This is a genomic window from Polaribacter vadi, assembly GCF_001761365.1.
Lineage (GTDB): Bacteria > Bacteroidota > Bacteroidia > Flavobacteriales > Flavobacteriaceae > Polaribacter > Polaribacter vadi.
On the sequence record NZ_CP017477.1, the window covers coordinates 2,112,578 to 2,127,926 of the forward strand.

At 30.8% G+C, this 15,349-nt stretch carries 11 protein-coding genes; 6 read left to right on the forward strand and 5 right to left on the reverse strand.

Annotated elements, in window-relative coordinates:
- Positions 1–321: 321 nt before the first annotated feature.
- Both leuB and LPB03_RS09370 read right to left on the reverse strand, forming a co-directional pair.
- Complete coding sequence (gene leuB, locus LPB03_RS09365; protein ID WP_065317574.1) at positions 322–1,443, reverse strand: 3-isopropylmalate dehydrogenase; 1,122 nt, start codon at positions 1,441–1,443, stop codon at positions 322–324.
- Positions 1,444–1,520: 77 nt separating this feature from the next.
- Positions 1,521–2,696 (reverse strand): 2-isopropylmalate synthase, encoded by a 1,176-nt coding sequence (locus LPB03_RS09370; protein WP_083186910.1) that lies wholly within the window; start codon positions 2,694–2,696, stop codon positions 1,521–1,523.
- A 130-nt stretch (positions 2,697–2,826) separates the two neighbouring features.
- On the opposite strand from LPB03_RS09370, the gene LPB03_RS09375 reads away from it, so the two are divergent.
- The 6 genes from LPB03_RS09375 (at position 2,827) to thrC (ending at position 10,240) form a co-directional block, all read left to right on the forward strand.
- Positions 2,827–4,389: a hypothetical protein gene (locus LPB03_RS09375; protein WP_065317573.1), complete on the forward strand. Its 1,563-nt coding sequence runs from the start codon at positions 2,827–2,829 to the stop codon at positions 4,387–4,389.
- An 83-nt stretch (positions 4,390–4,472) separates the two neighbouring features.
- Positions 4,473–4,706, forward strand: a complete 234-nt coding sequence (locus tag LPB03_RS09380) for a hypothetical protein (protein ID WP_065317572.1) — start codon at positions 4,473–4,475, stop codon at positions 4,704–4,706.
- Positions 4,706–5,008: a type II toxin-antitoxin system RelE/ParE family toxin gene (locus LPB03_RS09385; protein WP_065317571.1), complete on the forward strand. Its 303-nt coding sequence runs from the start codon at positions 4,706–4,708 to the stop codon at positions 5,006–5,008. The genes LPB03_RS09380 and LPB03_RS09385 overlap by 1 nt, the downstream gene beginning before the upstream one ends.
- 361 nt (positions 5,009–5,369) lie before the next feature.
- A complete protein-coding gene (thrA, locus tag LPB03_RS09390; protein ID WP_065317570.1) occupies positions 5,370–7,808 on the forward strand; it encodes a bifunctional aspartate kinase/homoserine dehydrogenase I in 2,439 nt (812 codons plus the stop codon).
- A gap of 146 nt (positions 7,809–7,954) precedes the next feature.
- On the forward strand, positions 7,955–8,875 hold the full coding sequence (locus LPB03_RS09395) for a homoserine kinase (RefSeq protein WP_065317569.1): 921 nt from the start codon (positions 7,955–7,957) through the stop codon (positions 8,873–8,875).
- Between the two features lie 81 nt (positions 8,876–8,956).
- The gene (gene thrC / locus LPB03_RS09400) at positions 8,957–10,240 is read left to right on the forward strand and encodes a threonine synthase (RefSeq protein ID WP_065317568.1); all 1,284 of its coding nucleotides are present in this window, start codon (positions 8,957–8,959) and stop codon (positions 10,238–10,240) included.
- Positions 10,241–10,460: 220 nt separating this feature from the next.
- Here the strand turns inward: thrC and pdeM are convergent, their stop codons facing one another.
- The 3 genes from pdeM to LPB03_RS09415 all read right to left on the reverse strand — a co-directional run bounded on the left by pdeM (position 10,461) and on the right by LPB03_RS09415 (position 15,349).
- Entirely contained in the window at positions 10,461–11,123 is a 663-nt protein-coding gene (gene pdeM, locus LPB03_RS09405) for a ligase-associated DNA damage response endonuclease PdeM (protein ID WP_065317567.1), read from the reverse strand.
- Complete coding sequence (locus LPB03_RS09410) at positions 11,120–13,570, reverse strand: ligase-associated DNA damage response DEXH box helicase (protein WP_262502023.1); 2,451 nt, start codon at positions 13,568–13,570, stop codon at positions 11,120–11,122. Before LPB03_RS09410 ends, pdeM begins: the two co-directional genes overlap by 4 nt.
- 192 nt (positions 13,571–13,762) lie before the next feature.
- Positions 13,763–15,349 (reverse strand): ATP-dependent DNA ligase, encoded by a 1,587-nt coding sequence (locus tag LPB03_RS09415; RefSeq protein WP_065317565.1) that lies wholly within the window; start codon positions 15,347–15,349, stop codon positions 13,763–13,765.

A 15,349-nucleotide genomic window follows, 5' to 3' on the forward strand; every position in this document is an offset into this window, starting at 1 on the left:
TGTCGTAATAATTACGATGACAATAATAATAGAAATGATATTTAATACTTGTTTATTCATGCTTCAAATATTGTGAATTTAATTTAAATAGACAACCCATTTTAATTAATTTATTATTGTTGGCAAAATAGTTTAGCCCAGATTGAAGCATTTGTTTGAGCTCTTTTTTGCCTTTTTCAGGCAAAAAAAGCGAGTGCTGAAAGCTGGAAATAGCTTCAAATCATTCGACCTTTGTCATTAAAACAATTTAAAAAAATAGATTCCTGTTTGCACAGGAATGACAATTCACTCGTTATTTCGATAAAAATCGAAAAGTATTTTTTAAATAATAGTACTTTGCCCCATGTGAATATTCTTGAAATTCATATTGCTATCATCTTGATTTGTGATGTAATCTGCAATAAAATCGCCAACTTTTGAGGTAGATGTTGAGCTTTGAATTTTTCTTTTGATGTCTTCTGTTGTAATTCCTAAAGCTAAAGATTTATCTACGGCTCTTTCAATTGCATCTGCTTCTTCATGCAATCCTAAATATTTTAACAACATTCCTGCAGATAAAATTGACGCTAATGGGTTTGCAATATCTTTGCCTTTTGCTTGATTGTAAGAACCATGAATTGGTTCAAAAAGTGCGTTTTCGTTTCCTATGGATGAGGAAGCCATTAAGCCAATGGAACCACATAATGCACTTGCAACATCAGAAATCATATCTCCAAAAAGGTTTTCTGTTAAGATAACATCAAAATGCTTTGGGTTTAAAATCATTTTCATGGCAGCATTGTCTACAAACAAATACTCTAAACTTACATCACTATATTCTTTTGCGATTTCTGTAACTGTTTTTCTCCACAAACGTGAAGTTTCTAACACATTTGCTTTATCTACTAACGTTACTTTTTTCTTTCTTTTTTGAGCTGCTTGAAATGCCAAATGTGCAACTCTAGAAATTTCATCTACAGTATAGGTAGAAAGATCTGAAGCCGATTGCATATCTTCACTCAACTCTTTTTTACCAAAATAAATTCCGCCAGTTAATTCTCTAAAAATGATAAAATCGGTATTTTTTATAATTTCTCTTTTTAAAGGAGAATTTGCAATTAAATTATTATAAGCCTTTAAAGGTCTTACTCCACAAAATAAATCTAACTCTTTACGAAGTTGTAACAAACCTTGTTCTGGACGCACTTTTGCTGATGGATCATTATCGTATTTTGGATCGCCAACTGCACCAAATAAAATGGCATCTGCTTTTTTACAAATTTCAATTGTTTTTTTTGGCAAAGGACCTCCTGTAGCATCAATTGCACAAGAACCTAATTGTGCCTCTTTGTATAAAAAAATATGATCGTAAGCTTCTGCAACTGCATTTAACGCTTTTTTTGCTTGCGTTATAACCTCTGGACCAATACCATCTCCTGGAATTACTGCGATTGTAAATTTCATAAATGAAAATTCTTAGTTTTTAAACACGTCAATAATAGTCAAATTACTTCTGTAAGGCAACATTTATTGGGACTTTTTTAAGCAACCTCAATTTTTGAAACTTCACTTATGTGTTTCATAATCAAATGAATGTCTTCATCTTTAACTTCCTTTTGTTTATCAGCAGTTTCTAAAAAAGAAGCGTAGGCTTTGTCTAACTGAATTTTAGTTAGTTCGTAACCAATTTTTTTAGATCTATAAGCTAAAGCAGCTCTTCCACTTCTGGCAGTTAAAACGATGGCACTTTCTGTAACACCAACATCTTCAGGATCCATAATTTCGTATGTTTCTCTGTTTTTTATAACTCCATCTTGATGAATTCCTGAACTGTGTGCAAATGCGTTTGCACCCACAATTGCTTTGTTTGGTTGCACAGGCATTCCCATACTTTCACGAACCATAATACTTGTATCGTATAATAATTTTGTGTTGATAGATGTTTCTAAATTTAAATATGGATGTTGTTTCAAAATCATTACAACTTCTTCTAAAGCTGTATTTCCTGCACGTTCTCCAATTCCGTTAATAGTACATTCTATTTGACGAGCTCCATTTATAACACCAGCAATTGAGTTTGCTGTTGCCATTCCTAAATCGTTATGACAATGACAAGAAAGAATTACATTTTCGATTCCTTTTACATTTTCACGTAAATATCTCATTTTTGCACCATATTCTTCTGGTAAACAATACCCAGTTGTATCTGGAATATTTAAAACAGTGGCACCAGCTTTTATAACTGCTTCACAAACTCTTGCTAAAAATTCATTGTCTGTTCTACCTGCATCTTCTGCATAAAATTCTACATCTTCCACAAAAGATTTTGAGTATTTAACAGCATTTACAGCTCTTTCAATTACTTGTTCTCTTGTTGAATTAAATTTAAACTTTATATGAGAATCGCTTGTTCCAATTCCTGTATGGATTCTTGGATATTTAGCGAATTTTAAAGCTTCTGCTGCAACTTTTATATCATTTTCTACGGCTCTTGTAAGTCCACAAACAGTTGCGTTTTTTACTATTTTAGCAATTTCTGATACTGAAGTAAAATCTCCAGGACTAGAAACAGGAAAACCAGCTTCAATTACGTTTACTCCTAATAAATCTAATCGTTCTGCAATTACCAGTTTTTGCTTAGTATCTAATTTACAACCAGGTACTTGCTCTCCATCTCTTAAAGTTGTGTCAAAAATTTGAACTTTGTTATCTTGCATAATTTGTAAAGATTATCTTTATATTTACTCAAATGTATAATAGTGAGTTTAAAATAAATGGTATTTTTACCATTCTGTACGATTTCTAATATCCTCAATAAAATCACAAGTATTTCATTATAAACAACTTATGAGTAAAATTGTTACATCAGCCAATAATCAAAATGACGCTCTTTTTGTATTAATTAAGTCTTTAACGAAGTCTGAAAAACGACAATTCAACTTATATGTTGGACGTTTAGGAGGTAATATTGATGCAAAATTTTTCTCACTTTTTAAATTTTTAGAAAAATTAAAAGTATATGATGAAAAGGTAATTATTAAAAGTGGCATTGTCTCTAAACAGCAATTATCGAACTTAAAAGCGCATTTATACAAACAAATTTTAATTAGCCTGCGTTTAAATCCTGCTCATAAAAATATTAGAATTCAAATTCGTGAACAACTAGATTTTGCAACAGTTTTATACCAAAAAGGATTATACAAACAGAGTTTAAAATTATTAGATAAAGCTAAAAATTTAGCCTTAGAAAATGAAGAAAAAAACATTGCTTACGAAATTGTAGAACTCGAAAAAGTAATTGAAACACAATATATTACACGAAGTTTAAGCAACAGAGCAGACCAACTTTCTTTGCAAGCAAAAATGTTGAGTCAACAAAATGTAACTGCAAGCAAACTTTCTAACTTATCACTTCAATTATACAGCCATTTATTGCAAAATGGATATGTAAAAAACAACGAAGAATTAGAATTTATTAATGAATATTTTTACAGCAAATTACCAAAATACAAGTTTGAAAACTTTGGTTTTAGAGAAAAATTATGGTTGTACAAATCTCATTTATGGTTTAGTTTTTTAACCCAAGATTTTATTCAGAGTTACAAATATGCCCGAAAATGGGTAGACTTATTTAAAGAGGATAAAAAGCATATTGTACAACATCCTGTATTTTATTTAAAAGGAATTAACTATTTGCTTGAAGCTTGCTTTTTTGTTCATAAAACAAAAACTTTTAAAATGGAATTAGCAGCTTTTGAACAGGAAGTTGAACAAAAAATTATTCCATTAAACACCAATACAGAACTTTTAATTTTTCAGCATTTATATGCCAACAAACTTCACTTGCATTTTATGGAAGCAACTTTTTCTGAAGGTGAATATTTAGTAGCGATTATCAACAAAAAGATTCAAGATTATAAAAATAGGTTAGACAGTCATTATATAGTTATGTTATACTATAAAATTGCCTGTTTGTATTTTGGTATGGGTAAAAATGAACTTTGTATTGTTTATTTACAAAAGATTATAAAGTCTAAAAACCTTACATCTGCTGAAGATTTACAGTGTTTTGCTAGAATTCTAAATTTAATAGCACATTACGAATGTGGTTTAGATTACGATTTGGAAAGACAGTTTGTAGATACTTATAAGTTCCTTTTAAAAATGGAAAACTTACAGGAAGTTCAAAAAATATTCCTGACTTCTATCCGTGATTTGAGTGATGTTTTTCCTCATGAAATTAAAAATGAGTTTAAAAAAATCCACACCAAATTAAAAAAGTTTGAGGATCATCCATATGAAAAAAGAGCTTTTTTATATTTAGATATTTTATCGTGGTTAGAAAGTAAAATCGAAAATAAACCGATTGCTTTAATAATTAAGGAAAAAATAAATAGTGGTAATAAATAGAAATCCCTTCTACTCATTATTAAATTGAAAAAGTACTTTAACAGCAAAACTTGTATATTTGTTAGGTTGCAAAAACTATTACTATGGATTTAGAATCAAGAAAATACAATATTATTCAAGAACTTTTTAAGGTAAAAGAAGAGAGTGTAATTTACACTTTAGAGCAAGTATTAAAAAAAGAAAAAATTGAATCTATAGATATTCCTGAAAACTTAAAAAAGATTTTAGACAAAAGTTTAACACAAATCGAAGAAGGAAAAACACATTCCACAGAAGAAGTTATGAGTCGTGTTAAAGATAAATTTAATCTTGTTTAATGATTATTAAATGGACTGATCTAGCTTATGATTCGTTTGAAGATGAAATTGATTTCATCATAAATAAATGGAATAAAAAAGAAGCATTAAAGTTTTCAGTTCTAGTTCAAGGATTTTTAATTTTATTAGAAGAAAATCCATATTTAGGAAAAATGTCTAGTTATAAAGGATTTAGACAATTCGTATTATCAACTCAAACAAAAATTTGGTACAAGATTGATGAAAAAATGGAAATAATTTATATCTCTTTCTTTTGGAATAATAAAAAACATCCAACAAATTTAATAAAGTATTTAAAATAAGTACAACTTTCATTTTTAAAGAAAAAACAAATAGTTCACACAAAAATTAAAGTATTCCATTTATTTATATCAATATTTTAAGAAAATGATATTTATTGATGAATTTATCAAAATAAATCACATCTCAACTGCTTAAAATAAATAATACTTCTATTTTAGCACCGTGAAAATTTCTAAAATCCATACAAATACTTCAAAAACTACTCCTGTAGTTTGTATTTCTATGAATACAATTATTCGCACAACAACTTCAACAATTACCCTTTAAGGGTTCTACAATATTCATATTATTTAGGTTAATAATTGTTTCTTTAAAGAGAAACAAAATAATAAAACAGTACTAATTAGTATCATTTTAAAGATGAAAGTATTAAAATTCGGAGGCTCATCAGTCGCAAATTCAGAAAATATAAAACAGGTTTTAAGCATTGTCGCTAAAACATCCAAAGAACATAAAATTGCAGTTGTGGTTTCTGCTTTTGGTAAAACTACCAACAATTTAATTGAAGGCGCAAACACTGCTTTAGTTGATATTAAAGTTGCGAAAGAAATTTTAGAAACCATTAAAAACCTACATTTCCAAGTAATTGATGATTTAGTTAAAACCCATAAAAATGAAGTTATTCAAGAAGTTACTTCTATACTTCATCGATTAAATTCTATTTACGAAGGCATTTTTCTATTACAAGAATTATCTGATAAAACATTAGCCAAAGTGTGTAGTTTTGGTGAAAGACTATCTTCTTACATCATCGCAAATGCTGCAAAAGAAAATTTAGATGCAACTCATAAAGAAAGTAGAGAATTAATTATTACCAATGATGATTTTTTAAACGCGCAAGTAAATTTTAAAATCACCAATAAAAATATTACTTCTTTTTTTGATGAAAATACACATCAAATTACACTTTTAGGTGGCTTTATTTCATCTAATATTGATGGAAAAACTACAACATTAGGAAGAGGAGGATCGGATTTTACAGCTGCAATTTACGCTGCTGCTTTACAAGCAGATGAACTACAAATTTGGACAGACGTTTCTGGAATGTATACAGCAAATCCAAGAGTTGTAAAACAGGCATATGCAATTCCAGAAATTTCTTATGAAGAAGCTATGGAACTGTCTCATTTTGGAGCAAAAGTTTTATATCCACCAACGATTCAGCCAGCTTTAAGAAAAGAAATTCCAATTAGAATTAAAAACACTTTTGAGCCAGAAAATGCTGGAACGTTAATTTCTAAAAACCCTAAAAATGGTAATGAAGTTAAAGGGATTTCGCATATAGAAGACATCAGTTTAATAACTTTAGAAGGTGGAGGAATGATAGGAATTCCTGGTTTTTCGAAACGTTTGTTCGAAACACTTTCCATGGCAAAAATAAATGTGGTTTTTATAACACAAGCTTCTTCAGAACATTCAATTTGTGTGGGTGTTTATGAAAATGATGCTAAAAAAGCCCAACATCTTTTAGACGAGACTTTCAGTATAGAAATTGATCGAAAAAAAATAAAGCCAATAATTGTTGAAAACGATTTGGCAATTATTGCTGTTGTTGGCGAAAGCATGAAAAACTACCAAGGTTTAAGTGGCCAAATGTTTAGTGCTTTGGGTAGAAATAATGTGAATGTGAGAGCAATTGCACAAGGTTCATCAGAAAAAAATATCTCTGCTGTTATCAATAAATATGATGCAAAAAAAGCTTTAAATACTTTGCACGAACAGTTTTTCGAAGAAAAAACAAAGCAGTTAAACTTATTTGTAACTGGAGTTGGTAATGTTGGCGAACGTTTTTTAGCACAGCTTCAACAACAGAAAAAATTCTTAAAAGAAAATTTAAAACTAAAAATTAGAGTTATTGGAATATCTAATTCTAGGAAAATGGTTTTTGATAATGATGGCATCAACCTAAAAAATTGGAAAGAAGCTTTAGAAAATGGAGAACCAACAACGTTAGAAAAATTTCATAAAAAAGTAAAAGAAAGCAATCACATTAATAGTGTTTTTATTGATAATACCGCAAATCAAGCAGTTTCTGAAGTGTACGAAAAGTATTTAAGAGATAGTATTTCTGTAGTAACATGTAATAAAATTGCTTGTGCTTCTAATTTTGATAATTACAAAACTTTAAAACACGTTTCAAGAAAATACAATGCTTCTTTCTTGTTTGAAACCAATGTTGGTGCAGGTTTACCAATTATTGATACTTTAAAGAATTTAATAAATTCTGGGGATCGAGTGCATAAAATTCAGGCAGTTTTATCTGGAAGCTTAAACTTTGTGTTTAATAATTTTGATGAAGATTCAACTTTTCACGATGTTGTTGCACAAGCACAAGCAGAAGGTTATACAGAGCCAGATCCAAAAATTGATTTAAGTGGTGTTGATGTGGCTAGAAAAATATTAATTTTGGCTAGAGAAAGTGGCTACAAAATGGAGTTAGAAGATATTGTAAATAACGCTTTTTTACCAAAAGAGAGTTTACAAACAACTACTAATGAAGATTTTTATGCATCGTTAGTAAAACACGAAAATCACTTTCAAGAAATTTATAATGAAGCAAATAACAAGAATTGTAGATTAAAATATGTCGCAGAATTTGTAAACGGAAAAGCCAATGTTGGTTTGCAACACATTCCTGCAGAGCATCCTTTTTATAATTTAGAAGGTAGTGATAATATCGTATTATTTTTTACGGATAGATATCCAGAAAACCCTTTAATCATAAAAGGTGCTGGAGCTGGAGCAGATGTTACAGCTTCTGGTATTTTTGCTGATGTAATAAGAATAGCAAATAAGTAGGCAGTTTTTTAGTAGGCAGTTGGCAGTCACAATTTTCAGTGATCAACTGACTAAAAAATAAAAAGTAAATAAAAAAGTCTTTAGTAAGCAGTTTTCAGCAACAAACTGACTGCAAACTGCCAACTGATGACTGAAAACTAAAAAAGATGGAAACTTTAAAAATATTTTCTCCTGCAACTGTTGCCAATGTTTCTTGTGGATTTGATTCCCTAGGTTTTGCTGTGGATGCTGTTGGTGATGAAATGACATTTACTAAAACAACTGAAAAAGGCGTAAAAATTACCAAAATTACAGGTGCAAATTTAACCTATAATGTTGATGAAAATGCTGCAAGCGCTGTTGTTAAAAAGATTTTAGTAGAAGCGAATGCCAATTTCGGAATTGAATTAACAATTCACAAAGGGTTTTCTCCTGGAAGTGGTTTAGGAAGTTCTGCTGCAAGTGCTGCTGGTGCTGCTTTTGGAGTAAATCAGTTTTTAGAAAACAAATATTCTGAACTTGAATTGACAAAATTTGCCATGTTTGGTGAAGAAGTTGCTTGTGGTTCTCAAATTGCAGACAATGTTGCTGCAGCAATTTATGGCGGATTTGTTTTAGTGAGAAGCTACAATCCTTTAGAAATTATAAAATTACCTGTTCCAAGTGAATTGAGAGTTGTTGCAATTCATCCTCAAATTGAGGTTAAAACCAAAGACGCTAGAGAAGTTTTGCCAACTGAAATTTTGCTAAAAGATGCAGTTACTCAATGGGCAAATGTGGGTGGTTTAATTGCTGGTTTATATACTGATAATTACAATTTAATCAGTAATTCTTTGGTTGACATTATTGTGGAACCTCATCGTAAAAAATTAATTCCCTTTTTTGATGATGTAAAAAATGCAGCATTAAAAGCGGGTGCTTTAGGTGCAGGAATTTCTGGTTCTGGCCCAACAATTTTTGCACTTTGCAAAGGTGATGAAATTGCCAAAAATGTTTATAAATCCATTGAAGAAAGTTATAAAAATACAGGAATCGATTTTACGATGTTTACATCTAAAGTAAATTCTGAAGGAATGAAAATATTATAGAAATGTCTCCTCGAGCGCAGTCGAGAGGTCTTATTTAGATCTCGACTGCGCTCGACCTGACAAACCAAAAATCAAAAACAAATGAACTACTACAGTTTACATCATAAATCGCCAAACACAACTTTTAAAAATGCAGTTGTGCAAGGTTTAGCAAAAGATAGAGGAATTTATTTTCCAGAAAATATTACGCCTTTATCAAAAGAATTTATTGAGAATATAGAAAATTACACCAATCACGAAATTGCTTATGAAGCAATTAAACAATTTGTGGGTGATGAAATTCCGACTTCAATATTAAAAGAAATTATCGAAAAAACTGTTTCTTTCGATTTTCCTTTGGTAACTATTGATGAAAACATTGCTTCTTTAGAGCTTTTTCATGGACCAACCATGGCTTTTAAAGACGTTGGCGCTAAATTTATGGCACAATGTTTAGAGTATTTCAATCAAGGAAATGAGGAAGAAGTTACAGTTTTAGTAGCAACTTCTGGAGATACTGGAGGTGCTGTTGCCAATGGATTTTTAGGTGCAAAAGGTGTGAATGTGGTTATTTTATATCCTTCAGGAAAAGTGAGCGATATTCAAGAAAAACAACTCACAACTTTAGGTCAAAATATTACAGCTTTAGAAGTTGATGGTGTTTTTGATGATTGCCAAGAAATGGTAAAAACTGCTTTCTTAGATGAAGAAATTACAAAGAAATTAACCTCTGCAAATTCTATAAATATTGCACGTTGGTTGCCACAAATGTTCTATTTTTTCTTTGCTTATAAAGCATTAAAATCAAAAAATAAAGAATTGGTTTTTTCTGTACCAAGTGGAAATTTCGGAAATATTTGTGCAGGAATTATGGCACAAAAATTAGGGTTACCAATCAAACATTTTGTTGCTGCCACCAATGTAAATGATACAGTTCCTAATTTTTTAGTTGACGGAGTTTACACACCAAAACCATCGAAAGCAACAATTTCTAATGCTATGGATGTTGGAAACCCAAGTAATTTTATTAGAATCCGTGAATTGTTTAACAACGATTTAGAAACTTTAAAAAGTGCTTTTTCTTCTTATAGTTTTACTGATGATGAAACTCGTGAAACCATGAAAAAGATCTACGATAATTCTGGATATGTTGCAGATCCTCATGGAGCTGTTGGTTATTTAGGATTGAAAAAATACGGTTTAAAAGAAAACGAATTTGGCGTATTTTTAGAAACTGCACATCCTGTTAAATTTTTAGATGTTGTTGAAGAAACTTTGCCTGTAAAAGTGGAGATTCCTGAACAGATTCAGAAAGTTATCAATAATAAAAAAGTAGCTATAAAAGCGAGTTCTTATAAGGATTTAAAGGCGTATTTGATGAAATAAAATCGCCACGAATTCACAAATAAAATTTATTTCAGACCTCACAGGTTTTAAAAACCTGTGAGGTCTTTGTATTACATAAACTTTCTAAAAGTTTTTTTAAGCTGAAAATTCACAAACAAGTTTAGCCCTGATTGAAGCATTTGTTTGAGCTCTTTTTTGCCTTTTTCAGGTAAAAAAAGCGAGTGCTGAAAGCAGGAAATAGCTTCAAAAAAAACTTTTTCTAAACCTCAAAAATGCCATCTTCTGTAAAACAGAAATTCTGACATTTATCGAAATTTTTCTGTGTATTTAAGCCTGTAAATAAACTAAAAGCGGGTAAAATTAGCTGATTATTCGTCACTTGAAAACAAGGCAACTTTATACGTTGTCTGCCTTTTCCACGAATGGAAACTCCAGGATGCAAATGCCCAGAAATGGTGAAACAATTTTCGGTTGGCTTTATAGAATCGTGTACAAATTTTACGCAATCTATTTCCAGAGAAGGTTGATGAACTTCGATCTTAAATTGATTGTAAATGGACTGTTTTAAGCGATCGTGATTTCCTTTGATTAACTTTAAATTTAGTTCCTCAAAATTAGAAAGCCAAGTTTTGAATTGGTCTAAATCTTTGTTGTATTCTGCATGAAATAAATCGCCAACAATAATTAAAGTCTTAGCTTTAAAATGCAAAATTAGCTGTTTTAATCTGGCTAAATCATCATCTAAAACTGAAGAAGGAATTGGAATGCCACTTTTTTGAAAATGAGCAGATTTACCAATATGCAAATCGCTTAAAATTAAACTTTCTTGGGCTTCCCAATAGATAACTCGTTGATTGGTTAACTCTAAAATCTGGTCATTACAGGTAATTTTATGAGTTACAATCGAAACGGTTTTTATCATTTTACTGCCTGTTTTTGAATACGTTGAATTCGTTTGCTCAATTCCTCATTCGTCATTGTGCCTCGCAAACTATCAACCTTTAAAGGAAAGCTCAAAGGTGTAAAATCTTTTGCTCTTTTCAAAATTATTTTACTTTCTGTAATTCGCTCAAAAGCTTTTTGCAAACGCACTTTTTCTAGTTGATAATTAAAAACCTCATCATACGCTTGTTTTAATAATAAATTTGTGGGTTCGTAATCATTTAACACTCTAAATATTAAGCCAGATGAAGATTGTAAACTTTTATTCGACTTTTTATTTCCTGGTTGAGATTGAATGACTAAACCTGCAACCACTGCAATATCTCTAAATTTTCTGGAAGCCATTTCACTCGCATTTATACTTGCAATAATGTCTTTCATTAAATTTTCTTTGGATAAGATCTGAGCTATATTTTCTTCATTCAAGGGAATTTCTTGATCAGAAAGTAGTTCAAAACCATAATCGTTTTGCGCAATTGTAAACGTGAGTGGTTTTATTTTACTAAGTCTATAAGCGATTAAAGAAGCCATGATTTCATGCACCAATCGTCCTTCAAAAGGATACATAAATAAGTAAAAACCGTCTTTGGTTTCTATGAGTTCTGTTAAAAATTCGTCATGTCTTGGAATGTGCGATTTTTCTTGCTGGCGTTTTAAAAGCGGATGTAAAAATTTTAGTTCTCTTTCTCTATTATTGGCATCAATAGCATCACTTAATTTTAAACGTAAAAAATGGGTTAAGCCAGATGTTAAAGGCAATCGTCCACCATTCCAACTTGGTGTAATTGCTTTTTTAGATTTGCTTGCTTTTACCAAAACAGTCATGTCTTTAATCTGTTTCATTTCTACAACTCTACCTCCAATTACAAAAGCGTCTCCTTTTTTTAATTTCGATATAAAATACTCTTCAACCATACCAATATAACCACCAGAAAAGAATTTTACAAACAACATAACTTCGCCCACAATTACACCAATATTCATTCTGTGCATCATAGCAATTCGTCTGCTTTTTACTTTGTAAAGGCCATCTTCTTCATCTAACACTACTTTGTGGAATTCCTCATAAGATTTTAAAGTATTTCCACCTTGAGTGATAAAATGAATGCACCAATCGAAATCTTCTTTTGTTAAATAATGAAAAGTGTGAATTTCTTTTATAAATTGATAGGTTTCTTCTTTGTTAAAACCTTCGCCAACTGCTAAGGTTACCAAAAACTGAACTAAAATATCATAGGTTAAAACATAAGGATATCTTGCTTCAATTTCATTTTGTTTCACAGCTTCTTTTACAGCTGCAACTTCTATCAACTGTAAAGAATGTGTAGGAACTGCGTACATTTTTGAGGTTTCAAAAGGCGAATGTCCACTTCTACCTGCTCTTTGTAAAAAACGTGCAATTCCTTTTGCGGAACCAATTTGTATCACACAATCTACAGGTTTAAAATCGACTCCTAAATCTAAAGATGATGTACAAACGACTGCTTTTAAAATTCCTTGAGAAATAGCTTCTTCAATAAAATTACGCTGCACTTTTGCAATAGAACCATGATGAATGGCAATTTGTCCAATTAAATCTGGAGCTTCCTCAATTAAAATTTGATACCATAATTCGCTCTGATTTCTTGTGTTTGTAAAAATTAAAGTCGTGTTGTTTTCATAAATAATTGGGATGATTTTGCTACTCATTTTCTTCCCCAAATGTCCTGCCCAAGACAGTTCTTCTACTTCATCTGGCAAAACTGAAATAATTTCAATCTTCTTTTTTTCCTTTGCTTTTATCATGGTGGTTTTTACACCTTCATAAGGAATTAGCACATTTTTTGCTTCTTCTAGATTACCAATAGTTGCTGTAATTCCCCAAACACTGGTTTTTTTTGATAAATTCCTGACTCTTGCAATTGCCAATTCTACTAAAACGCCTCTTTTAGAACCTAACAATTCGTGCCATTCATCAACAGCAATACAGTTTACGTTTTTAAACCAACGTGAATTTTTCTTTTGAGAGAATAGTAAGTGTAAAGTTTCTGGAGTTGTTAGTAAAACATCTGGCATTAAACGCTCTTGTTTTCTTCGGATGTTGGTTGGTGTATCTCCATTTCTCACAGCAACTTCCCAATCCAAACCAATTTCGTCTACAACTTCATTCATGGCTTTCGCCAAATCTTTTGCCAAAGAACGCAAAGGACTAATCCAAATTAATTTTAAGCCTTTTTTATATCTTTCTGGGTGATTTAAATAATCAATAACCACAGCTAAAAAAACCGAAAATGTTTTTCCAAAACCCGTTGGAGCAACCACCATTCCACTAAAGCTATTGTGATAACGTTCCCAAGTTTGGTCTTGAAAACTAAAAGGTGTGTGCCCTTTTTCTGCCATCCAATTTTGGATGATTTGATAGCCTTGGGTTTGTTTAAAGTTGCTCAACTTATTAATTTCGGGTTTAAAGTTTAAAATTCAAGATTGGAATTTTGAATTTGAAATATAAAATCTTGAACCTAATTTTGGATTAGAATTATGAAATTTCTCAATCGCCTAAAAAGGCTCATTTCGAAATGACAATTATACTTTTTATTTTACAATATTAGAACTGCAAACTGAAGACTGGAAACTGCCTACTTATTTAGCTTCAATTAATGCTTTAACACTTTCAATGGTATCAATATCATTTACGGTTTTGTCTTTTCGCCAACGTTTCATTCTTGGAAAACGTAAAGCAACTCCACTTTTGTGACGTTTACTGTAAGCAATTCCTTCAAAAGCTATTTCGAAAACTAATTCTGGTTTTACTGTTCTAACTGGACCAAATTTTTCGATGGCATTTTTATTGACCCATTTAGATATTTCTGAAATTTCTACATCTGTTAATCCTGAATATGCTTTGGCAACTGTTACTAGTTTGTCTTGATTTTTTACGGCAAACGTATAATCTGTGTATTTAGAACTTCTTCTTCCACTTCCTTTTTGAGCGTAAATCATGACAGCATCAATCGTTAATGGATCAACTTTCCATTTCCACCAATCACCTTTTTTTCTTCCAACATGATAAACAGAAGATTTTTTCTTCAACATTAAACCTTCAGAATTAAAACTTCTAGCTGCGTTTCTCAATGCATCTAATTCGTTCCAATTTTTGAAATCAATGATTTCAGATAATTTTAAAATATTACTGGTGTTTTGTTGAAGTAACACTTCTAATTTTTTTCTACGATTTTCCATGGATTGTTCTCGTAAATCAACATCATCGAGTTCTAGAATATCATAAATATACAAACCAACTGGAACATCTTCTAACAATTTTTTGGTAACATTTTTACGATTTAATCTTTTTTGTAAATCGTTAAAAAGCAAAACTGCACTGTCTTTTATCGCTAAAATTTCGCCATCAATTACAAAACTACCTTCTAATTTCGCGATTGCTTCCACCAATTCTGGAAACTGCTCTGTAACCAGTTCTTCTCCTCTACTCCAAATAAAAACTTCTTCTTTTCTTTTGATTATTTGCCCACGAATTCCATCCCATTTATACTCAACTTGCCAGTCTTTTTCATCACCCAAATCTTGCAATTCTTTTTCTAAAGAATAGGCTAAGCAAAAAGGATAAGGTTTTGAGTTATCATAATTAATATGTTCGCCATTTAAAAGATCATCAAAAGAAATAGAATCTGGAGTCCAATTCCCAATAATACTGTGCATTAATTGGTTTGCGTCAATTCCAGATAATTTTGCGAGTGCATTTACCAGCGTTTTTTTAGAAACTCCGATTCTAAAACTTCCACCAATTAATTTATTGAAAATCAAACGTTCTTGAGATTCTAATCCATTCCATGCTTCTAAAACATATGCTTTTTTTTCTTCGTCTGTTTTTGGTTTTAGTTTGATGAGCTCATCAATCCAAATATGTAAAGGTTTTTCTATGTTATTTTCTGGATTTGGTAATAAAAGTGCAATGGTTTCGCCTAAATCTCCAACTGACGAATAACTTTCTAAAAACAACCATTCAGGAAGTTGTGTAATTTCCATTACCCAACTTTTCATTAAATTAGATTTTACAGGTCTACTTGGTCTTTTACCCGTAAATAAAGCAATTAACCACAATTTATCTTTGTCTGGTGCCACTTTAAAATATTCGACTAATGCATCAATTTTTGCATTGGTTTTATTGGTGATTTCAATAGCGCTAATTAAGTTGGAAAAGTCTTTCAT